Below are 21576 nucleotides of genomic sequence, written 5' to 3'. Positions count from 1 at the left end.
AGGCCCCCATGTCGACCACCGGAGACGACCCCACCCCCTCGGCCGCGCCTCCTCGGGGTTCGACCTACCGCGCGGGCTTCGTCTCGTTCGTGGGTCGGCCCAACGTCGGCAAGTCGACGCTGACGAACGCGCTCGTCGGCCAGAAGGTCGCCATCACGTCGTCGAAGCCGCAGACGACCCGCCGGGCGATCCGCGGCATCGTGCACCAGGCGACGGGGCAGCTCGTGCTCGTCGACACCCCGGGCATGCACCGTCCCCGCACGCTGCTCGGCGAGCGGCTCAACGACATCGTCCAGACCACGCTCGGCGACGTCGACGTGATCGGGTTCTGCGTGCCCGCCGACGAGAAGATCGGCCCGGGCGACAAGTTCATCAACGAGCAGCTCGACGCCTACCCGCGGGCCAAGAAGGTCGCGATCGTCACCAAGACCGACGCGACGTCGCGCCCGGCCGTCGCCGAACAACTGCTGGCGGTCAGCCGCCTCCGCGACTGGGAGGCCATCATCCCGTTGTCCGCGGTCAGCGACGTGCAGCTCGACGTGCTCACGGCCGAGCTGATCAAGCTCATGCCGGTGTCACAGCCGCTGTACCCGTCCGACGCGGTCACCGAAGAGGGCCTGACCGACCGGGTGGCCGAGTACGTGCGCGAGGCCGCGCTCGAGGGCGTGCAAGACGAGTTGCCGCACTCGCTCGCGGTGACCATCGACGACATGGTCGAACGTGACGACAAGGACCTCCTCGAGATCTACGCCAACCTCTTCGTCGAACGCGACAGCCAGAAGGCCATCGTCATCGGCAGGGGCGGCCAGCGCCTCCGCGAGGTCGGCGAGCGGGCCAGGGCGCAGATCGAGCCGCTCGTCGGCAAGCAGGTCTTCCTGTCGATCCGGGTGAAGGTGGCGAAGGACTGGCAGCGCGACCCCAAGCAGCTCGGGCGCCTCGGCTTCTGACCTCCGACGCGGGCGGGCGGGTCGGCTCGGGAAGCCCGATCGGCCGTCGTCCCTGCGGATGATCGTGCTCGTCCCCAGGTCGCGCGCCCGCCACAGCCTGCCCCGGCCGGCCGCGGCAGGTCGTACGGTTGTCGGGTGATCTTCCGCCGTCTCGCCCCGTACCAGGTCGCCGTCGACCTGTCGGCGGCGTTCGCGCTGGGGGTGGTCGGGCTGCTCCTGTCCGACGGAGTCGTCTCGACCCCCTTCGTCGTGTTGGGGATGACGGTCACCTTCGCGCTGCGGCGCCTGTCGCCGGGGTCGGCACTGACCCTCGCCTGGCTCGTCGCGGCGTCCCAGATGGCGACCGGTGCCGCGCCCGGCGTCACGAACCTCGCGATCTGCGCCGTGCTCTACTCGACCGCCGCCTACGGCAGCGACCGGGTGAAGTGGACGGGGCTCGTCTCGGTCGGTGCGGGTGCCCTGCTGGGCACGTTCTACCTGTCGTACGTGCAGCAGAGCCTCTTCGGGGTCGACTACGACATCTACGCGGTGACCGACGTGGTCCGCCTCCTGCTGCAGGTGGGCATCACGTTGTTGGGGTTCCTCGCGCTGCTCGGGCTGCCCTGGGCGGGCGGACTGCTCGCCCGCCAGCGGTGGTCGGAGCGGCTCAGCCGCGAGGCGCGCCTCATCGCCGAACGTGAGACCGCACGGGCCGAGAACGACGCCGCCCGGGCCGAGCGCGAGGCGGCCCGCGCCGAGCGCGACATCGCCGTCGAACAAGAGCGCAACCGCATCGCCCGCGACATGCACGACGTCGTCGCGCACTCGCTGGCCGTCGTCATCGCCCAGGCCGACGGGGCGCGGTACGCCGCGCGGGTCGACCCGACCTCCGTCGACGGGGCGCTGACCACCATCGCCACGACGGCACGTGAGGCGCTCGGCGACGTCCGCGTGCTGCTCGGCCAGTTGCGGCACAGCCAGGGCGAGGCGCCCCAGCCCGCCCTCGGCGACCTCGACCGCCTGCTCGAGCAGATGCGCGGCTCGGGGTTGCACGTCGACCTCCGGGTGTCGGGCGAACCCCAGGTGCTCGGGACGAACCGCCAGCTCGCGGTCTTCCGCATCGTGCAAGAGAGCCTGACGAACGTCCTCCGCCACGGCGCCGTCGACCAACCCGTCGACCTGCACTTCGACTGGCGGTACGAGGCCCTGCACCTGCTGATCTCGAACGTCGTGCGACCGCCCACGCGTCCCGTCGACACGAGCGGCGACGAACGCCGCGGGGGCCACGGCCTCGACGGCATGCGCGAACGGGCGACCCTGGCGGGCGGTTCGCTCACCACCCAGAACGCCGACGGACGCTTCGTCGTCCACGCCATCGTGCCGACCCTGGCACTGACCCAAGAGGTACGCATCCGATGATCGACATGCCCGGCCGTTCCGCGGCGCCCATCCGAGTCGCGCTGGTCGACGACCAGGCCCTGTTCCGGGCCGGCATCAAGATGCTCGTCGGGTCGCAGGCCGACCTCCAGTTCGTGGGTGAGGCCAGCAACGGCGACGAGGGCGTCGCGATGGTCGCCCGCACCGCCCCCGACGTCGTCCTGATGGACATCCGCATGCCGGTCATGGACGGCATCGCCGCGACCACCGCCGTCCTGGCCCAGGCTGAGGCGGCCTCCCGCCGGCCGCCCCGCATCATCGTGCTCACCACGTTCGACCTCGACGAGGCCGCCACGCGGGCGATCCGAGGAGGCGCGAGCGGTTTCGTCCTGAAGGACGCCGACCCCGAGTTCCTGCTCGCCGCGATCCGCACGGTGCACTCGGGCAACGCCGTGATCGCCGCGTCGGCGACCCGCGAGTTGTTCGAGCACTTCGACGGCCGGGCCTCGCGCGCCCGGGCCGTGCCCGAGTCGTTCGGCACCCTCACCACGCGGGAGCGCGACATCTTCGACCTCGCGGCACGCGGGCTGAGCAACGCCGAGATCGCGTCGAGGGAGTTCCTCAGCGAGGCGACGGTCAAGACCCACATCAGTCGCGTGCTCTCGAAGCTCTCGCTCCGTGACCGTGTGCAGTTGGTCGTGTACGCGTACGAGCACGGTCTGACCGACTAGCCCGCGCGCCCGTCCGCAGCCCGCCGTCCGCCGCGGTCGGCAGCCGACGACGTCGGCACGGGACGACCCCGCAGCCGGCCGTGGTCGCCTGTCCGCTGGACGTCGATGATGAGCCTGCTGAGAGCACCCTGTCGACCGGGTGTCCGCGCGGTCGGTGCGGGCAGAGTGTCGTCCGGGCGGTCGCCGTCGAGCCACCGCCGCCGGAACGGAGTGCCCCCATGATCGACCCGCTGTCGCTTCCCCTGCTGTCCCCGGCCGTGCTGGTGCCCGTCGACGTGACGGCCGGTCTCGCCGTCGCGTGGCTGCTCGTCCGGCCGCGGACGCGTCGGACGTGGTGGCGCGGGGTCGGGCTCGGCGTCGTCGTCGGCGGGGGAGCGGCGCTGCTCGCCACCTGGTGGTTCGGCGACGTCCAGGACGTCGTCGGGGTCGCGCCCACGCTCGTCGACCGGGTCTGGATCGCCGCCCTGGGGGCAGGCCTGGGCCTCGTCGTGGTCGGCCTGGTCCGCACGCGGTGGTGGCGCAAGGCGGTGGCCCTGGTCGCCGCGGTCGTCTTCGTCCTGGCCACGGGCCTGGCGGTCAACCGGGACGGTGGGGTCTATCAGGACCTCGCCCAGGCCCTCGGCCGCGAGACGGTGCCGGCCCTGGCGGATGCCGGCACCGCGCCTCCTGCGACCTCGACCTCGACCTCGACGGCGTTCGACCCGACGCTCTGGTCGAGCTGGCACGCGCCGGCCGACATGCCGACCACGGGTCGGTACGGCACCGTGCACATCCCGGGCACGGTCTCGAACTTCGCGGCCCGCGACGCGATCGTCTACCTGCCCCCGGCGGCGCTGGTGGCCGACGCCCCGGCCCTGCCGGTGATGGTGATGATGTCGGGGCAGCCGGCCAGCCCCGAGTCGGTCGTGGGCCCCGGGCACCTCGTCGAGACCCTCGACGCCTTCGCCGCGCGCAACCACGGCCTGGCCCCGATCGTCGTCGTGCCCGACCAGCTCGGTGCCGACGCCGACAACCCGATGTGCGTCGACGGCCCGCTCGGCGACAGCGCCACCTACATCACCACCGACGTGGTCGATTACGTGACCAGCCACTTCCACGTCGCGACCGGCCCCCGGGCCTGGACCGTCGGCGGGTTCTCGCAGGGCGGCACCTGCTCGATCCAGTTCGCGTCGTCGCGGCCCGACCTGTTCGGCTCGTTCATCGACGTCTCGGGCGAGCTCGGCCCCTCGATCGGCACGCGTCAGGCGACCGTCGACGGGGGTTTCGCGGGCAGCGAAGCCGCCTACGAGGCAGCCCAGCCGCAGGCGATCATGGCCGAGGGGGCGCCCTACGCCGACACCACGGCGTTCTTCGCCGTGGGTCAGAACGACACCCGTTATGGTCGGATCATGACCGAGAACTCCGCCGCGGCCGAGCGGGCCGGCATGTCCGTGACCCGTTACGTCTCGCCCGGCAGCGCCCACGACTGGACGACGGCGACCAACGGCTTCGCGCACGGCATCGGTGCGCTCTACCCACGCCTCGGGCTCGCCGACTCGGTGCAGCAGCCGTGACCGCCGTGGACGCTGCCACCGCCCGCGATCGTCTCGGCGGGGCCGTCCGCTCGACGGTCGCGTTCGTCAGGGCGCAGCCGGTCAGCGTCGTCCTCGCCGCCCTGCTCGTCGTGCTGGCGGTCGTCTCGGGCAGCTTCGTGCACGGGCCGGGCGAACGCCTGCGCGAGGCCGTGGGCGCTGGGCTCGACCCCTTCGACGACCGCGGCTTCTGGCCCCTGACCCTCGGCTCGGTGCTCTTCGCCTCGGATCGTCGCGAGCTCGTCCTGGCCGTCGTCGCCGTCCTCGTGCTCGTGGGCGTCGCCGAGCGCCGCATCGGCAGCCGCCGGGCCCTCGCGGCCTACGTCGTGACGGCGGTCGCGGCCACCGGGGTCGGGGTGGCCGTGCAGGCCGTCGGACGCGCCGTGGGCCAGCCCTGGGCCCTCGAGGTCGCGGCCGAGTCGACGCTGCACCCGTTCACCCCGGCGCTCGGCACGATCATGACCGTCAGCGGCTTCGTCGGTCCGCTCTGGCGTCGTCGCATCCGGCTGCTCGGCTTCTCGGCCCTGCTCGCCTTCGTGCTGTACGACGGCCATCCGTCGGGTCTCTACGCCCTCGTCGGTGCCGTGGTCGGGCTCGGCTTCGGTCGCGTCCTCGCCGGACCGCCCGCACGTCGCGGCTGGTTGCGCAGTTCGCACCACGAGGTGCGTCGACTCGCCTCGACGGTCGTGGCCGTCACGGCGGCCGGGCCGATCCTGACCCTGCTGGCCCGCAGCCCCGTGGGGCCCCTGTCACCCTTCGGCCTGCTGTTCGGCGACGTCCTGTCCGGGCGGTCACCGGCCGACCTCTGCGCCATCGCCCTCCACACGCCGCTCGACCGGCAGGTCGAGCGGGCCGACCTCTGCGCCCGCGCCGCGGTGCTCGGCAGCATCGACGCCGTCCCGACCGTCGCGCTCAGCCTGTTGCCGCTCGTGGTCCTGCTCGTCGCCGCGTGGTTCCTGCGGCGGGGGCGCCGGGTCGCCCTCGACGTGGCCGTCGCCGTCAACGGCCTGCTCGCCCTCTTCGCCGTGCTCTACTACGTGGTCATGCCCGTCACGGGCACGTCGGACGGCGACCCCCGTCGCCACCTCGTCGCGCACGTCCTGCTCACCGTCGTGGCGGTCGCGGTGCCGGCGGGCACGGCCGTCTCGTTGTTCGTCCTCCGGCACCACTTCGGCGTGGGGGCGGGCGTACGGCGGCGTCTCGTCGCCACGGTCGTGCTGGGGTCGGGGGCCGTGCTCGCGGCGGCGTTCGCCGTCGTCGGGTGGGTGGGTCGCGCCTCCTTCGTGCCGTCGATCGACGCGGCGGCCCTCGCGGCCGACGTCCCCGAACGCTTCGTGCCCGTCGGCTTCGTCGGCCTCGCCGGGCTGGGGCCCGTCCCGGTCGGCGGCGTCGTGCGCGTGGCGTTCGAGTGGACGGGGCCGCTCTGGTGGCTCGTCGTCCTGGTGGCGCTCGTGGCCGGAGCCGTGCGGCCGGGAGACCTCCGACCCGACGCCGAGCGGGCCCGCGTCCGCGAGCTCGTGCACCGCGGGGCGCCCGGCACGCTGTCGCACATGGCGCTGTGGTCGGGCAACAGCTGGTGGTTCACCGCCGATGGTCGGTCGGCGGTGGCCTACCGCGTGGTGTCGGGCATCGCGTTGACGACCGCCGAACCGCTCTGCCCGCCCGAGCGGTTGCGCGAGGTCACCCTCGAGTTCGCCCGCTGGTGCGACGACCAGGGCCTCGCCCCCGTCTTCTACAGCGTGAGGGGTGAGCTCTCGCCGTTCTTCGACGACCTGGGCTGGACGACCCTGCCCGTGGGCGAAGAGACGGTGCTGCACCCGGCGACCTTCAGCATGACCGGCAAGAAGTGGCAGGACGTCCGCTCGAGCCTGAACCGCGCGACCAAGAACGGCGTCCGCGCCGAGTGGACCCGCCACGCCGACCTGCGCCCGGCGGTCGCCCGGCAGATCACCGAGATCAGCGAGCTCTGGGTCGCCGAGAAGAACCTGCCCGAGATGGGCTTCACGCTCGGCGGTCTCGACGAGCTCCGCGACCCCGACGTCGCGCTGATGCTCGCGCTCGACGCGGACGACACCGTCCTCGCCGTGACCAGCTGGCTGCCGACCTGGCGTGACGGCGAGGTGGTCGGGTGGACGCTCGACTTCATGCGCCGGCGACCCGACAGCATGAACGGCGTGATGGAGTTCGTCATCGCCTCGTCGGCGCTGGCCATGAAAGAGCAGGGCGTGGAGTTCCTCAGCCTGTCGGCGGCGCCACTCGCCACCACCGGCCCGGCGGACGGCCCGGCGACGCAGACCGAGCGCGTCCTGACCTTCCTCGGGCGGGTGCTCGAGCCCGCCTACGGGTTCCAGACGCTGCTGACGTTCAAGAAGAAGTTCCAGCCCGAGTTCGTGCCGCTCGTCATGGCCTTCCCCGACCCCGTCCAGCTGCCGGCCATCGGCACGGCCCTCGGCCGCGCCTACCTGCCCGACCTCTCGGTCGGCGCCGTCGTGCGGCTCGTCCGCACCGTCGTCTGACCGACGGGGCGAGCGGAGGAGGCGCGGTGCCAGCGGGCGACGACCCGCGCCTCCTCGGTCGGTGCTAGCCTCGTCACGTGTTCACCGGCCTGCTCCTCCTTAGCTGCCGCGGCGAGTCCTGACCCAGGCCCCACTCGTCGCGGAGTCCGTCGTCGGCCGACACCCCCGCGAAGAGCAGCCCCTCGAGGGCGAGAGAGACCACAGGACATGAAGAACGCACAGCAACCGTCGGCCATGCCGATCCACAAGTACCGGCCGTTCCACGAGCAGATCACCGTCGACCTGCCCGACCGCACCTGGCCGTCGAAGCGCATCACCGAGGCGCCCCGCTGGTGCGCCGTCGACCTGCGCGACGGCAACCAGGCGCTGATCGACCCGATGAGCCCCGAGCGCAAGCGCATCATGTTCGACCTGCTGGTCGGCATGGGCTACAAAGAGATCGAGGTCGGGTTCCCGAGCGCGTCGCAGACCGACTTCGACTTCGTGCGCAGCCTGATCGACGAGGGGGCCATCCCCGACGACGTGACGATCCAGGTGCTGACCCAGGCGCGCGAGCACCTCATCGCCCGCACCTACGAGTCGATCGCCGGTGCGAAGCAGGCCATCGTCCACCTGTACAACTCGACGAGCGTCCTGCAACGCGACGTGGTGTTCCGCACCGACCGCCAGGGCATCGTCGACATCGCGCTCGAGGGCGTGCGACTGTGCCTCGAGGCCGAGAAGACCATCCCCGAGACGGCCGTCTTCTACGAGTACTCGCCCGAGAGCTACACGGGCACCGAACTCGACTTCGCCCTCGAGATCTGCAACCAGGTGATCGAGTCCTTCGACGCGACCCCCGAGCGTCCCGTGATCATCAACCTGCCGGCCACCGTCGAGATGGCGACCCCCAACGTCTACGCGGACTCGATCGAGTGGATGCACCGTCGCCTGGCCCGTCGCGACAGCGTCATCCTGTCGCTGCACCCGCACAACGACCGGGGCACCGGCATCGCCGCGGCCGAGCTGGGCTACCTGGCGGGCGCCGACCGGATCGAGGGCTGCCTCTTCGGCAACGGTGAGCGGACCGGCAACGTCGACCTGGTCGCCCTGGGCATCAACCTCTTCACGCAGGGCATCGACCCGCAGATCGACTTCAGCGACCTCGACATGGTCAAGCGCACCGCCGAGCACTGCAACCAGCTGCCCGTCCACGAGCGCAGCCCGTGGGCCGGCGACCTCGTCTACACGGCCTTCTCGGGCTCGCACCAGGACGCCATCAAGAAGGGCTTCGAGGCCATGGCGGCCACCGCGGCGTCCCGCGGCGTCGACGTCGACGAGCTCGAGTGGGCCGTGCCCTACCTGCCGGTCGACCCGAAAGACCTGGGTCGCAGCTACGAGGCCGTGATCCGGGTCAACTCGCAGTCGGGCAAGGGGGGCGTCGCCTACCTGCTGAAGGCAGACCACGCCATCGACCTGCCCCGCAAGCTGCAGATCGAGTTCAGCGGCGTCGTCCAGTCGCGCACGGACAGCGAGGGCGGCGAGATGACGAGCGCCCACATCTGGTCGATCTTCCAGGACGAGTACCTGCCCGCGGACGACGCCGACGACAAGTGGGGTCGCTTCGAACTGACACGCACGAGCACGTCGAGCGACATGAGCGGCGAGACCACGCTCGACGTCGACCTGCGGGTGGGCGAGACCGTCGAGTCGACCTCGGCCCGTGGCACCGGCCCGATCGCCGCATTCATCGCGGTGCTGGCCGACCAGGGCGTCCAGGTCAAGCTCTACGACTACGTCGAGCACACGCTGAGCGCCTCGGGCGACGCCCAGGCCGCGGCCTACGTCGAGCTCGACGTCGACGGCACCCGGCTCTGGGGCGTCGGCATCGACGCCGACATCTCGACGGCGTCGCTCAAGGCCATCGTCTCGGCGGTCAACCGGGCGATCCGCACGGCGAGCGACGTCCGCGAGCTCGCCTCGGTCTGATCACGACCGATCCGCCCCCGGTGCCGTCGGTGCCGGGGGCGTCGTCGTTCGGTCGACCGGGCGGTCCGGCGGCGGCGGCTTGCACCTGCTCCTGTGCGTGCGCGTGCCGGCGCCGGTGCGGTTGCCGGTGCCGGTGCCGGTGCGGGTGCGGGTGCGGGTAATTCCCCCTCGCTGCCGTGGGCGGGCCCGGCGGTGCGGCGTGGCGGCGTGCGCGGGCGCACCAGGGAGGAGTTGCCGGCGGGTGCAGGCGCCGGCCGGCCGGTGCGAGCAACTCCTGCTCGCTGCCGCGGGCGGGCGCGGCGGTGAGGCGTGGCGGGGTGCGGGGGTGCACCAGGGGGGAGTCGCCGACCGGCTGCGCGCGTGTGGCGTCCCACCCCGACTCGGTCGTGCCTCGGGGTCAGCGCGGGCGACGCCAGCGCGGCAGCCGGCTGAGGGCGCGCTGCTCGGGCAGGGTCCAGCCGAAGCGCACGGCCAGCATGCGGATCGCGAAGGTGATCGAGGTGCCCGCCACCGCCGCCACGGCGACCGGGGCGCCGAGCGACACGGCGACCACGAGGACGACGGTCCCACCCGCGGCGGCCACGGCGTAGAGCGATCCGACGTGCATCATCGCGATCGTCAGGTTCATCAGCAGGTCGCGCAGCACCGATCCGCCGACGGCTGCGATGACCCCGACGAACACCGCGGGGATCTCGGGCAGCCCGAGCGAGAGCGCCTTGGTCGACCCGATCGCCCCGAGCAGCCCGATCGTCAGGGCATCGAGCACGGTGATCACCCCGGCCAGCCGCGTGAAGACCCGTTGCAGGGCCATGCCCACGATGGCGGCCGCCACGGCGACGAGCAGGTACCAGTTGCTCGTCATGGCGCGGGGGACCTCACCCAGCAGCACGTCGCGCAGGACGCCGCCGCCGAGGCCGGTGGCGGTGCCGATGATGGCGATGCCGAGCAGGTCGAGCCGCCGGTCCTTGTACTCGGAGGCGAACATGGCCCCCTGCAGGCTGCCGATGCCGACGGCAAGGAGGTCCACCCACAGGGGTACGGCGAAGGCTGTGGCGTGCACCTGACGTTTGTACCACGCGTGCGATGCTTGGTCGGTGCCCGTCTACCGTGATGAATGCGTCGTGCTGCGCACCCACAAGCTGGGTGAGGCCGATCGCATCCTCACGATGCTGAGCCGCAACCACGGCAAGATCCGGGCCGTGGCGAAGGGCGTCCGGCGGACGGCGTCGAAGTTCGGGGCGCGACTCGAGCCGATGATGGTCGCCGACTTGCAGCTCTACGAGGGCCGGTCGCTCGACATCGTGCAGCAGGCCGAGTCGCTCGGCTCGTACGGTGCGGTGATCGCCGCCGACTACGAGAGCTACACGGCCGGCAGCGTCATGGTCGAGACGGCCGACAAGCTGACCGAGGCCGAGGCGGGCCTGCAGCAGTACCTCCTGCTCGTCGGGGCCCTCCGCTCGCTCGCGCGTCACGAGCACGCCCCCCAGCTCACGCTCGACTCGTACCTGCTGCGAGCGCTCAGCATCGCGGGCTGGTCGCCCAGCTTCGGCGACTGCGCCGTGACGGGTGCACCCGGGCCGCACTCGGCCTTCGTCGTCCAGCTCGGTGGCGTGGTGGCCGACTCGCACGCGCCTCCCGGCGCTCCGCGGTTGACGCAGGAGGCGCTGGCCCTGTTGGGCGCGCTGCTCACCGGGGACTGGGGCCACGCCGAGGACGCCCCCGACGCGACCCGCAACCAGGCCAGCGGCGTCGTCGCCGCGTACACCCAGTGGCACCTCGAACGGGGACTGCGATCGCTGCAGCACGTCGACCGCGTGCACGGAGGAGAGAGACCGTGAAGAAGACCCACCGTGACGCCGCCGACTACCGCCCGCTGGACTGGACGGGCGTGCACCCGCCGGTGATGCCGCGGGGTGCGGTGCCCGAGCACGTGGCGATCGTGATGGACGGCAACGGCCGGTGGGCCAACGGGCGCGGCCTCACCCGCGTCGAGGGCCACAAGGCCGGCGAGATGTCACTGCTCGACGTGGTCGCCGGGGCGATCCAGATCGGCGTGAAGCACCTCAGCGTCTATGCGTTCTCGACCGAGAACTGGAAGCGCTCGCCCGACGAGGTGCGCTTCTTGATGGGCTTCAACCGCGACGTGCTGCACCGCCGACGCGACCAGCTGAACGCCTGGGGCGTGCGGGTGCGCTGGGCCGGACGGAAGCCGCGGCTGTGGGGGTCGGTGATCAACGAACTGCAGTTCGCCGAAGAGCTGACGAAGGGCAACGACGTCCTCACGCTGACGATGTGCGTCAACTACGGCGGACGCACCGAGATCGCCGACGCCGTGCGCTCGATCGCGGACGACGTCGCCGGAGGCCGGCTCAAGCCCTCGGCCGTCAGCGAGAAGTTGATCCAGAAGCGCCTGTACGCGCCCGAGCTGCCCGACGTCGACCTGTTCGTCCGCAGCTCGGGCGAACAGCGCACGAGCAACTTCATGCTCTGGCAGTCCGCCTACGCCGAGATGGTGTTCCTCGACCGGTTGTGGCCCGACTTCACCCGCACCGACCTGTGGCAGGCGGTCGAGACCTACGCCTCGCGCACCCGGCGGTTCGGGGGAGCGGTGGACGCGCCTACCCCGGCCTGACCGGGCCCGGGTGAGGGCCCGCTCCGCGGCCCGGGCCCGACCCTGTCGGCGCCCCGGGTTCGACCCCGCCCGCGGCCGTGGCCGTGACCCGTCAGAACTGGATGTTCGCGCCCAAGAAGATCCGCTCCGCCGGCCACAAGAACTGCAGGGTCAACGGGCCGTCGCTCGCGCGGTGGAACCAGGCGTTGGCGAACACGGTCGACTCGCCGGGCAGCAGGTACCAGGTCGCGCTGTCGGCGGGGAACTTCGAGTCGAGCGAGGTCTCGTAACCCAGCCGGGTCAAGAGGTCCTGCCCGGCGAAGACATCCTGGGTGGCGAGGTCGTTGCCGTACGACGAGTAGTCGGCGCTGAGGTCGGTCAGGTCGAGCCGACGCTGCGAGTTGTTGGTCAGCACGTAGGCGGTGACCTCGACGTCGGTGCCCGCCGGGTAAGGGTCGGTGCCGTCGGGACGGGCGTAGATCGAGGGGGCCGTGGTGGTCAGCTCGCCGACGCCGTAGACGTAGATGGTGAGGTCTTTGTAGTTGACCTGGCCGAGCAGGGTGCCGCCGGGTGCGAGGGCGTCGGGCTGCGATCCCGTGCCGCCGCCGGTGCCGGGGGCTCCGGTGACCTGGGGCTGCGGGACGCCGCTGGCCCCGGTGCCGGGCGTGGCGGCCGATCCGCCGGACCCGCCCGCGCCGACCGGCGTGAGGTCGTCGAGGCTCGGGAAGCACCCAGTCAACCCGACGAGGGCCAACACCGAGACGGCGATGCCGACGGACACTCTTCTGCGCACGACCTGCACCTCTCCTGGTTCGTCGGGCCAGCCTAACCCGGCGTCCCGGTCGGCACCTCCGGCCCGGCGGCCACGAGTCCCAGCGCGCCGCCGTCGACCTGCCCGAGGGCGTCGAGGACGGCCCGCACGCTCGGCACCCGGTCACCACCGCGCCCGTGGACGACGTGGACGATCCGGGCGAGACCGTGGTCGAGCTCGACGACGCGCACCCCGGGGGGCACGGCCGCCGACACGAGCGAGAGGCCCGGCAGCAGGGCGACGCCGAGGCCGGCCGCGACGAGCCCGAGCACGGCGAGCGCGTTGTCGGTCTCGAGGACGATCTCGGGCTCGAAGCCCGCCGCGGCGCAGGTCGCGAGCAGGTGCCCGCGGCACCGCGGGCAGCCGCCGATCCATCGCTCGTGCGCAAGGCTCGCGAAGGCGTCGCCGCGGGCGAACGGGTGCGCGGCCGGCACGGCGAGCACCGTGCGGTCGACGAAGGAGGCGCGGTGCAGCAGCCCGTCGAGGTCGCGTTCCGCCGCGGGGGCACCCCCGTGACTGAAGGTGACCGCGACGTCCGCCGAGCCGTCCCGCAGTCGTGCCAGCGCCTCCGGGGGTTCGGCCTCGACGTAGTCGACCGTCAGGCCGGGATGCCGGTCGCGGAGTCGCGAGAGCACGTCGGGCACGATCGTCGAGGACGCGCTCGGGAACCCGGCGAGGGTGACACGGCCCGTGGCGACGCCGCCGAGGTCGTCGAGGTCTTGACGTGCGGCGTCGAGGGCGGCCTGCACGTGGACGGCGTGGGCGGCCAGCCGCTGCCCGGCCTCGGTCAGGGCGACCCCGCGACCGGCCCGCAGCACCAGTGGCTGGCCCACCTGGCGTTCGGCACGGCGCAGTTGCTGACTGACGGCGGGCTGGCTGTAGCCGAGCAGGGCGGCGGCGGCCGTGATCGTGCCCGTGTCGGCGACGGCACGGACGACGCGCAGCGAGGCCAGGTCGAGGTCGGTGGTCATGCGCGAAGCATAAGTGCTCGTGATGGGTGACCTCAGACACTGGTGGTTGTCCTGCGGCATCCCAGCCTCGACCCTGGGGTGCATGACCTCGCCGTACGCCGACCTCTTCGCCCCCGCGCCGGGCTACCTCGCGGCCTGCACCATGGGCCTGCCGATGCGGGCCACGGTCGCGGCCCTCCGTGCCGACCTCGACGACTGGGCGTCCGGGCAGGCCGGGCCGGCGGCCTACGGCGCCGTCGTCGAGGAGGCGCGCGCGGCCTTCGCCCGGCTCGTCCGGGTCGACGTCGGTCGCGTCGCCATCGCGTCCCAGACCTCGTCGATGGTGGCCGTGGTCGCGGCATCGGTGCCCGACGGTGCCGAGGTGCTCGTGCCGACGGGCGACTTCAGCTCGATCGTCTACCCCTTCGTGGTCCAGGAGGCGCGGGGCGTCCGGGTGCGGAGCGTTCCCCTCGACGAGCTGGCCGCGTCGATCGGGCCCGACACGCACCTCGTGGCGTGGTCTGCCGTCCAGTCGGCGACGGGCCAGGTGGCCGACGACGCGGCCGTCGTCGAGGCGGCCGCCCGGCACGGGGCCCTGACGCTGTGCGACCTGACGCAGGCCGCCGGCGTGCGACCCGTCGACTCCTCGCGGTACGACGCCACCGTGACGCACGCCTACAAGTGGCTGTGCTGCCCGCGGGGGGTGGCGTTCCTCACCGTGGGGGAGCGCCTTCGAGGGGCCATGCTGCCCGCCCAGGCCGGCTGGTACGCCGGGGACGACGTGTGGGGCTCGTGCTACGGCCCGGAGATGCGGCTCGCCCCGGACGCCCGGTCGTTCGACGTCTCGCCCGCCTGGCAGGCCTGGGCGGGAGCGCTCCCCGCGCTGGACGCGTTCGCCGGGCTCGACGCCGACGAGACCTGGGCACACGCCGTCGGGACGGGCGACGCGCTCTGCTCGCGGCTCGGGATCGAGGCACAGGGCCGCGCGATCGTGACCTGGGCCGACCCCGACGGACGCGACCAGCGCCTCCTCGGCGACGCCGGACTGGTCGTCTCGGGGCGGGCCGGTCGGGTGCGCGTGGCGTTCCACCTCTGGAACGACGAGGACGACGTCGAGGCGGTCGCCGCCGCGCTCGGCCGGTGACGCTCCGCCGCTAGAGTTGCCGGGTACCTCGACCGACCGGGCACCCAGCTCGGGCCTCAACTCATCGGAGCATCACACGTGGCAGCACCCAACCGTCTCGATTCCGTCATCGCCCTGGCCAAGCGCCGAGGCTTCGTCTTCCAGTCGGGAGAGATCTACGGCGGTTCGCGGTCGGCCTGGGACTACGGGCCCCTCGGCGTGGCTCTCAAGGAGAACATCAAGCGCCAGTGGTGGCAGACCATGGTGCAGGGTCGTGACGACGTCGTCGGCCTGGACTCCGCGGTCATCCTGCCCCGTCAGGTGTGGGAGGCCTCCGGCCACGTCGAGGTCTTCAGCGACCCGCTCGTCGAGTCGCTGCACACCCACAAGCGCTACCGGGCCGACCACCTGATCGAGGCGTACGAGGCCAAGCACGGCCACCCGCCCGAGAACGGCCTCGCAGACGTCCGCGACCCCGACACGGGCCAGCCCGGCTCGTGGACCGAGCCGCAGAACTTCTCGGGCCTGCTCAAGACGTTCCTCGGCCCGGTCGACAACGAGCAGGGCATGGCCTACCTGCGTCCCGAGACCGCCCAGGGCATCTTCACCAACTTCGACAACATCCTGCAGTCCTCGCGCATCAAGCCGCCCTTCGGCATCGGCCAGATCGGCAAGAGCTTCCGCAACGAGATCACGCCCGGCAACTTCATCTTCCGCACCCGCGAGTTCGAGCAGATGGAGATGGAGTTCTTCGTCGAACCCGGCACCGACGAAGAGTGGCACCAGTACTGGATCGACCAGCGGTTCCAGTGGTACGTCGACCTCGGCATCGACCCCGAGAACCTCCGCCTGTACGAACACGCCGCCGAGAAGCTCTCGCACTACTCGAAGCGCACCGTCGACATCGAGTACCGCTTCCGGTTCGCCGGCGGCGAGTTCGGCGAGCTCGAGGGCGTCGCGAACCGCACCGACTACGACCTCAAGACCCACGCTGCCGCCTCAGGCAAAGACCTCACCTACTTCGACCAGGCCAAGAACGAACGCTGGACTCCGTACGTCATCGAGCCCGCGGCCGGTCTGACCCGCTCGCTGATGGCCTTCCTGGTCGACGCCTACACCGAGGACGAGGCGCCCAACGCCAAGGGGGGCGTCGACAAGCGCACCGTGCTCAAGCTCGACCGCCGTCTCGCGCCGATCAAGGTCGCCGTGCTGCCGCTGAGTCGCAACGAGCAGTTGTCGCCCATGGCGCGCGGGCTCGCGGCCGACCTCCGCAAGTACTGGAACATCGACTTCGACGACGCCGGGGCCATCGGCCGGCGTTACCGCCGCCAGGACGAGATCGGCACGCCGTTCTGCGTCACCGTCGACTTCGACTCGCTCGACGACGACGCCGTGACCGTGCGCGAACGCGACACGATGGCCCAGCAGCGCATCCCGCTGGCCGGGTTGCGGGCGTACCTGGCCGAGCAGCTGCTCGGCGCGTAGCCGCGGTCGGGTGCGGCCCGTCCGGGGCCGCCCCCGCCGTCGCGACTCCGGGCCGCGCCCGCCGTCCCCCGCGCCCGCGCTCGCGCCTCCGGACTCGCGCCTGCCCCCGCACCCGCGCTCGCGCCTCCGGCCCCTCTCCGTTTCGGCAATTCCTGCTTCTTGTCGCAGTGCACGTCGACCGGTGGGCGTGTCGGCCGTCAATGCGGCACGAGGCAGGAATTGCCGGAGGCGTCAATCGTGACCTGCCGCGCGAGTCCTCGTCCCCAATGCGCGTGGGCGTGTGACCGTCCCCAGGCGGGTCGAGGTCAGCCGCGACGGCCCGGCCGAGCTCGGCAGCCTGTCGACATGACCACGATCGCCGAACTCGTCTCGCACGCCGGGGGACTGCTGCACAAGCACGACCTGGTGGCGCAGGGCGCCACCGACCGCCAGCTCACCGTCGCCGTCCGTTCACGGTCGGTGAGCCGACCCCGCCGCGGCTGGTACTCGACCTGGCCGCGACACGACCCGCGGTTCGTGGCCGTGGCGGTGGGTGGCCGCCTCACCGGGGCCGCTGCCCTGCACCAGCTCGGTGCGTGGTCGTGGCGCCGTCCGCCGATCACGGTGTCCGTGCCTGCGACCGCGTCCCGGCTGAGACGTCGTCGCGGGGTCCGGGTCGTCTGGGACCCGGTCGAGCTCGGCGCGCGCGGGACGACCTGGTCGGTCGACCCCCGGGACGCCCTCGCCCGAGCCGTCGTCGAGTCCCGGTCCCTCGAGGACGCCGTGATCCTGGTGGACTGGGCCCGCCGCGTCGGCATCGTGACGGACGACGACGACGCCGCCGAGGTCCTGGGTCGGAGACGAGCCGACGCCGCCGGGCTGGTGGCCTGGAGCGACGGGGGCGCCGAGAGCATCCTCGAGTCGGCAGCCGGGACGCGGCTGCGCCGAGCCGGCCACCACGTCGAGCGGCAGGTACCGGTGGGTGGCACGGGCAAGATCCTCGACATGCTCGTCGACGGGATCGTGGGCTTCGAGACCGACGGTCGCGAACACCACGAGAACCGGTTCGACCAGGACCGTGCGAAGGACGCGGACATCGCCCTCGACGGGCGGGTGCCGTTCCGGGCCGGGACGACGATGGTCCGCGACCGGTGGGCCCGGACATCTGCCGCGATCGACGCGCTCGTCACGACGGCGGGAGGCGCGAGGCCGGAGTCGCGTGTCGGCAACTCCGGACTCCCGCGCGTGCTCGGGCCGCGGGGGCGCAGGGCCTGGCGGCTGGCCGTGCCGAGGCGTTGCAAGGGTCAGGAGTTGCCGACAGGGGGTGGCGGGTGAGGGGGCCCGCGGCATCCGGTAGGTCGGAGCCGACGGGGGGTGGCGGATGAGGGAGGTCCCGGTACTCGGGCGGTCGGAGCCGACAGGGGGTGGCGGGTGAGGGAACGCCTGGCACGCGGGCGGGGCGGAGCAGCGCTGCCGGGCACGCGCTGCCGGGCCGGCGGTGGCCGACGCTTCGGGACGCCGAGCGGGAATGGCCGCGCCCGGGGCCGAGTTGGGCCTGCCGTGAGCTCAGATCCCACCACCCCGTCCGCGACCGTGAAGGTCGACATCTGGTCCGACATCGCCTGCCCGTGGTGCTTCATCGGCAAGCGCAAGTTCGAGGAGGCCGTGCGTCGCTTCGGTGGCCCCGTCGAGGTCGAGTACCACTCGTTCGAGCTGTCGCCCGACACCCCGGTCGACTTCGAGGGCGACGAGGTGGACTTCCTCTCGACGCACAAGGGCATGCCCGCTGAGCAGGTCCGCGGCATGCTCGACACCGTGGCGGGCATCGCGTCCGAGGTCGGCCTCGCGTACGACTTCGAGCACCTCCGGCACACGAACACCGTGAAGGCGCACGAGCTGCTGCACTTCGCCAAGGCGAACGGCCGTCAGGTCGAACTGAAGGAGCGCCTCCTGCGCGCCTACTTCGAAGAGGGCCGCCACGTGGGTCGCGTCGACGACCTCGTGCAGCTCGCCGGCGACGTGGGCCTCGACGAGTCGGCCGCCCGTGAGGCGCTCGAGTCGGGTCGTCACCTCGACGACGTGCGTGCCGACCAGGCCCAGGCGCAGGCCTTCGGCATCTCGGGCGTCCCGTTCTTCGTCCTCGACGGAAAGTACGGCATCTCGGGTGCCCAGGCACCCGAGGCGTTCGTCCAGGCCCTCGAGCAGGTCGCCTCCGAGGCGACTCGATGAGCGCGGCGGCCGGCTCGCGAGCCGCCCTGCCGTCCAGCCCCTTGGCCATGCTCGGAGCGGCCGACGCCCTGGCCTGCGAAGGCGACGCCTGCCTCGTCGGCCCGGCGAGCGTCCCGCCGAGCCCCCCGGTCGCCCCCGACGCCGCGACAGCGGGCGACGAGCCCGGGAGGCGCGGCGTCAGTCGCTGATGTCGGCCACCGTCGCGTCGTACGCCGCGACCAACTCGTCCGCCTCGACGAAGGCGCTGAAGCCGTGTGCGCCCGCGCCGAGGGCGACGCGTCGACCGGTGACGCGGGAGTCCGCGACGACCGGCCACGCCGTCGAGCTGCCCATCGGGGTGATGGTGCCCCGCTCGTACCCCGTGGCCTCGAGGGCGACGTCCGCGCTCGGCATCGAGAGCTTGTTGACGCCGACGACGGACCGCAGCTTGGCCCACGAGATCTGGCGGTCGCCCGGGACGAGCGCGAACACGAACGACCCGTCGTGGCGCTTCACCACGAGGCTCTTCACGATGTCGGAGGGTTCGAGCCCCAGCAGGGCGGCCGCGGCCTCGAGCGAGTCGGCCGCGGGCCGGGCCACGATCTCGACTGCGAGGCCGCGGCCGGCGGCGTCGGCGCGGACCCGGTCGGTGCCCTCGGGCCGGTCGTCGTCGTGCCCGGCGTCGCCCCCACTGTCGCCCCCAGCGACCGCGTCGTCCACACCACTCGTCAGCCCGCCGTCGCTCATGGGAGAATCGTAACGATGTCCACCACCACCCTGCCCTCGCGCGGCCTCTCGATCGGTCCGATCGACGTGGCCTCGCCGGTCGTGCTCGCCCCGATGGCGGGCATCACCAACACGGCCTACCGCCGTCTCTGCCGCGAGTACGGCGCCGGCCTCTACGTCAGCGAGATGATCACGAGCCGGGCGCTGGTCGAGCGCACGCCCGAGTCGATGCGCCTGATCCAGCACCACGAGTCCGAGACGCCGCGCAGCATCCAGCTCTACGGCGTCGAACCGAACACGGTGGCCGAGGCGGTCACCATGCTCGTGGCCGAAGACCGCGCCGACCACGTCGACCTGAACTTCGGCTGCCCCGTCCCCAAGGTGACGCGCAAGGGCGGCGGTTCGGCCCTGCCCTGGAAGATCGGCCTGTTCCGCGAGATCGTCGAGGGGGCCGTCAGAGCCGCAGGTGACATCCCGGTGACGGTCAAGATGCGCAAGGGCATCGACTCCGACCACCTCACGTACCTCGAGGCCGGCCGTGCCGCCCAGGGCGCCGGCGTCGCGAGCATCGCCCTGCACGCCCGGACGGCCGCCGACTTCTACTCGGGCACGGCCGACTGGTCGGCCATCGCGACGCTCAAAGAGGCGATCACCGACGTGCCCGTCCTCGGCAACGGCGACATCTGGTCGGCGGCCGACGCGCTGCGCATGGTCGACGAGACCGGTTGCGACGGCGTCGTGGTCGGTCGGGGCTGCCTCGGTCGACCGTGGTTGTTCGGCGACCTGGCCGCGGCCTTCCGCGGCGAAGACCTCAAGGCCGAGCCGACCCTCGGCGAGGTGGGCCGGGCCTTCCGCCGTCACGCCGAGTTGATGGTCGAGTTCTGGTCGGGCGACGAGGGGCGGGCCTGCCGCGACATGCGCAAGCACGTCGCCTGGTACTTCAAGGGCTACCCCGTGGGCGGCGAGGTGCGTGCCGCCCTGGCCCTCGCCGACTCGCTGCAGCAGATCGACGACCTCCTGGCCACGATGGACCCCGACGAGCAGTACCCCGGCGAGGCGGCCGAGGGGCCGCGGGGTCGTGCCGGCAGCCCGAAGCGGCCCGCACTGCCCGACCGCTGGCTCGAGAGCCGCGACCTCGACGAGGCGTTCAAGGCCGAGCTCGCCGCGGCCGAGCTGCACCACAGCGGCGGCTAGGCACGACCGTCCGCTCGATCCCGTCCGTTCCTGACCGAGAGGCCCCGGTGTCCACCGAAGCCCTGCCGAGTGCCGCCCCCGGCTACGACCCCGCCGACTCCGAACGCTGGTTGCCCGAGCAGCACTCGAACCGCCGCAGCGACTTCGCCCGCGACCGGGCCCGTCTGTTGCACTCGAGCGCGCTGCGTCGCCTTGCGGCGAAGACGCAGGTGCTCAGCCCGACGGCGGGTCTCGACTTCGCGCGCAACCGCCTGACGCACTCGCTCGAGGTCGCCCAGGTCGGGCGCGAGCTCGCGACCAGCCTCGGCCTCGACCCCGACGTCGTCGACACGGCCTGCCTCGCACACGACCTCGGCCACCCGCCCTTCGGGCACAACGGCGAGCGGGCGCTGAACGAGTGGTCGGCGGACATCGGCGGCTTCGAGGGCAACGCGCAGACCCTGCGGCTGTTGACCCGCATCGAGCCCAAGGTCGTCGACGCCACCGGTCGCAGCTTCGGACTGAACCTGACCCGCGCCAGCCTCGACGCGAGCTGCAAGTACCCGTGGCCTGCCGCCCAGGGCATCCCCGACCCCGGCGGACGCATGAAGTTCGGCTTCTACGACGACGACACGGCCGCCTTCGACTGGCTCCGGCGGGGCGCTCCCCGTCGTCGCCGCTGCGTCGAGGCCCAGGTGATGGACCTCAGCGACGACATCGCGTACTCGGTCCACGACTTCGAGGACGCCGTGGTCAACGGCTACGTCGACGTCGCGAGCCTCGGCGCGCGGGTCGACCACGACTCGCTCGTCACGGCCATGCACGAGTGGGTCGGTGGAGAACTCAGCCGCGACGAGTTGACCGAGGCCTTCGACCGGTTGCAGGCGTCGCCGTTCTGGCTCGAGTCGTACGACGGCAGCCGCTTCGCCCAGGCACGCCTGAAGAACCTCACGAGCCAGCTGATCGGCCGCTTCGCGGGGTCGGCGACGCAGGCCACGCGCGAGTCGTACCCGGGTGACGCCCTGATGCGCTTCGGGGCGTCGGTCGTCGTCTCGCCCGACGTGATCGGCGAGATCGCCGTGCTCAAGGGCATCGTCGCCGCGTTCGTCATGACCCGCGACAACCGGCAGCCGATCTACCTGCGGCAGCGCGAGGTGTTGACCAGCCTCGCCGACGCCCTGTGGCAGGCGGGTCCGTCCGAGCTCGACCGCGGCTTCGCCGCCGACTGGGGCTCGGCCGACGACGACGCCGGCAGGCGACGCGTGGTCGTCGACCAGGTCGCGTCGCTGACCGACCAGAGCGCCACGGCCTGGCACGACCGGCTCACCGCCGGTCGCTAGCGCGAGCCGCCGAGGAGGCGCGGGTCCCCACCAGCCCCTCCGCGCCTCCTCGTCCTCCCGCGGTGGGCTCCTCGGGTCGGC

General features: G+C 72.4%; 18 protein-coding genes. 14 read left to right on the top strand and 4 right to left on the bottom strand.

Translation table 11 applies throughout. The features are described from left to right. Nucleotides 1-8: 8 nt before the first annotated feature. The 6 genes from era (at nt 9) to leuA (ending at nt 9089) form a co-directional block, all read left to right on the top strand. Nucleotides 9-947, top strand: a complete 939-nt coding sequence (era, locus tag ASG05_RS02205) for a GTPase Era (protein WP_056256806.1) — start codon at nt 9-11, stop codon at nt 945-947. Between the two features lie 135 nt (nt 948-1082). Beyond that, nucleotides 1083-2345, top strand: a complete 1263-nt coding sequence (locus tag ASG05_RS02200) for a sensor histidine kinase (protein WP_056256803.1) — start codon at nt 1083-1085, stop codon at nt 2343-2345. Next, the gene (locus ASG05_RS02195) at nt 2342-3034 is read left to right on the top strand and encodes a response regulator (RefSeq protein WP_369814026.1); all 693 of its coding nucleotides are present in this window, start codon (nt 2342-2344) and stop codon (nt 3032-3034) included. Before ASG05_RS02200 ends, ASG05_RS02195 begins: the two co-directional genes overlap by 4 nt. Before the next feature lie 218 nt (nt 3035-3252). Continuing rightward, nucleotides 3253-4587 carry an esterase family protein gene (locus tag ASG05_RS02190; RefSeq protein ID WP_056256800.1) on the top strand — a complete coding sequence of 445 codons (1335 nt, stop codon included), beginning with the start codon at nt 3253-3255 and terminating at the stop codon, nt 4585-4587. Next, nucleotides 4584-7121, top strand: coding sequence for a bifunctional lysylphosphatidylglycerol flippase/synthetase MprF (locus ASG05_RS02185; protein WP_056256798.1), 2538 nt, complete (start codon nt 4584-4586; stop codon nt 7119-7121). The genes ASG05_RS02190 and ASG05_RS02185 overlap by 4 nt, the downstream gene beginning before the upstream one ends. A gap of 207 nt (nt 7122-7328) precedes the next feature. Continuing rightward, nucleotides 7329-9089, top strand: a complete 1761-nt coding sequence (gene leuA, locus ASG05_RS02180) for a 2-isopropylmalate synthase (protein ID WP_056256795.1) — start codon at nt 7329-7331, stop codon at nt 9087-9089. 397 nt (nt 9090-9486) lie between these two features. Here leuA and ASG05_RS02175 read toward each other — a convergent pair whose 3' ends face one another. Then, nucleotides 9487-10149, bottom strand: a complete 663-nt coding sequence (locus tag ASG05_RS02175) for a trimeric intracellular cation channel family protein (protein WP_056256792.1) — start codon at nt 10147-10149, stop codon at nt 9487-9489. A gap of 34 nt (nt 10150-10183) precedes the next feature. Between ASG05_RS02175 and recO the strand changes: the two genes are divergently transcribed. Beyond that, a complete protein-coding gene (recO, locus tag ASG05_RS02170; protein WP_056256790.1) occupies nt 10184-10927 on the top strand; it encodes a DNA repair protein RecO in 744 nt (247 codons plus the stop codon). Further along, entirely contained in the window at nt 10924-11721 is a 798-nt protein-coding gene (locus tag ASG05_RS02165) for an isoprenyl transferase (RefSeq protein ID WP_056256787.1), read from the top strand. The genes recO and ASG05_RS02165 overlap by 4 nt, the downstream gene beginning before the upstream one ends. Before the next feature lie 91 nt (nt 11722-11812). On the opposite strand, the gene ASG05_RS02160 is transcribed toward ASG05_RS02165, so the two are convergent. Together ASG05_RS02160 and ASG05_RS02155 are read right to left on the bottom strand one after the other, a co-directional pair. Further along, nucleotides 11813-12493: a hypothetical protein gene (locus ASG05_RS02160; protein WP_157490020.1), complete on the bottom strand. Its 681-nt coding sequence runs from the start codon at nt 12491-12493 to the stop codon at nt 11813-11815. A gap of 32 nt (nt 12494-12525) precedes the next feature. Beyond that, nucleotides 12526-13482, bottom strand: coding sequence for a LysR family transcriptional regulator (locus ASG05_RS02155; protein ID WP_056256781.1), 957 nt, complete (start codon nt 13480-13482; stop codon nt 12526-12528). 82 nt (nt 13483-13564) lie between these two features. Between ASG05_RS02155 and ASG05_RS02150 the strand changes: the two genes are divergently transcribed. The 4 genes from ASG05_RS02150 to ASG05_RS02135 all read left to right on the top strand — a co-directional run bounded on the left by ASG05_RS02150 (nt 13565) and on the right by ASG05_RS02135 (nt 18277). Then, entirely contained in the window at nt 13565-14605 is a 1041-nt protein-coding gene (locus tag ASG05_RS02150; protein WP_056256779.1) for an aminotransferase class V-fold PLP-dependent enzyme, read from the top strand. A 78-nt stretch (nt 14606-14683) separates the two neighbouring features. Then, a complete protein-coding gene (locus ASG05_RS02145; RefSeq protein ID WP_056256776.1) occupies nt 14684-16069 on the top strand; it encodes a glycine--tRNA ligase in 1386 nt (461 codons plus the stop codon). Nucleotides 16070-16414: 345 nt separating this feature from the next. Then, nucleotides 16415-17383, top strand: a complete 969-nt coding sequence (locus tag ASG05_RS02140; protein WP_056256774.1) for a hypothetical protein — start codon at nt 16415-16417, stop codon at nt 17381-17383. 225 nt (nt 17384-17608) lie between these two features. After that, nucleotides 17609-18277 (top strand): DsbA family protein, encoded by a 669-nt coding sequence (locus ASG05_RS02135; RefSeq protein ID WP_056256772.1) that lies wholly within the window; start codon nt 17609-17611, stop codon nt 18275-18277. Between the two features lie 177 nt (nt 18278-18454). Here the strand turns inward: ASG05_RS02135 and ASG05_RS02125 are convergent, their stop codons facing one another. Continuing rightward, on the bottom strand, nt 18455-19003 hold the full coding sequence (locus ASG05_RS02125; RefSeq protein ID WP_082486220.1) for an aminoacyl-tRNA deacylase: 549 nt from the start codon (nt 19001-19003) through the stop codon (nt 18455-18457). A 15-nt stretch (nt 19004-19018) separates the two neighbouring features. Between ASG05_RS02125 and dusB the strand changes: the two genes are divergently transcribed. Further along, nucleotides 19019-20176, top strand: coding sequence for a tRNA dihydrouridine synthase DusB (gene dusB / locus ASG05_RS02120; protein WP_056256766.1), 1158 nt, complete (start codon nt 19019-19021; stop codon nt 20174-20176). A gap of 47 nt (nt 20177-20223) precedes the next feature. Further along, complete coding sequence (locus tag ASG05_RS02115; protein WP_082486219.1) at nt 20224-21495, top strand: deoxyguanosinetriphosphate triphosphohydrolase; 1272 nt, start codon at nt 20224-20226, stop codon at nt 21493-21495. The last annotated feature ends 81 nt before the right edge of the window (nt 21496-21576 follow it).

Origin of the sequence: Frigoribacterium sp. Leaf186, assembly GCF_001423905.1 — a bacterium.
Lineage (GTDB): Bacteria > Actinomycetota > Actinomycetes > Actinomycetales > Microbacteriaceae > Frigoribacterium.
This window is presented reverse-complemented; position numbering and strand designations above follow the sequence as displayed.

What these genes read in the sequence shown, in the direction of transcription:
- dusB (WP_056256766.1), top strand. Translation starts at nt 19,019, where the DNA reads ATGTCCACCACCACCCTGCCCTCGCGCGGCCTCTCGATCGGTCCGATC.
- leuA (WP_056256795.1), top strand. Translation starts at nt 7,329, where the DNA reads ATGAAGAACGCACAGCAACCGTCGGCCATGCCGATCCACAAGTACCGG.
- ASG05_RS02140 (WP_056256774.1), top strand. Translation starts at nt 16,415, where the DNA reads ATGACCACGATCGCCGAACTCGTCTCGCACGCCGGGGGACTGCTGCAC.
- era (WP_056256806.1), top strand. Translation starts at nt 9, where the DNA reads ATGTCGACCACCGGAGACGACCCCACCCCCTCGGCCGCGCCTCCTCGG.
- ASG05_RS02195 (WP_369814026.1), top strand. Translation starts at nt 2,342, where the DNA reads ATGATCGACATGCCCGGCCGTTCCGCGGCGCCCATCCGAGTCGCGCTG.
- ASG05_RS02155 (WP_056256781.1), bottom strand. Translation starts at nt 13,482, where the DNA reads ATGACCACCGACCTCGACCTGGCCTCGCTGCGCGTCGTCCGTGCCGTC.
- ASG05_RS02190 (WP_056256800.1), top strand. Translation starts at nt 3,253, where the DNA reads ATGATCGACCCGCTGTCGCTTCCCCTGCTGTCCCCGGCCGTGCTGGTG.
- ASG05_RS02125 (WP_082486220.1), bottom strand. Translation starts at nt 19,003, where the DNA reads ATGAGCGACGGCGGGCTGACGAGTGGTGTGGACGACGCGGTCGCTGGG.
- ASG05_RS02150 (WP_056256779.1), top strand. Translation starts at nt 13,565, where the DNA reads ATGACCTCGCCGTACGCCGACCTCTTCGCCCCCGCGCCGGGCTACCTC.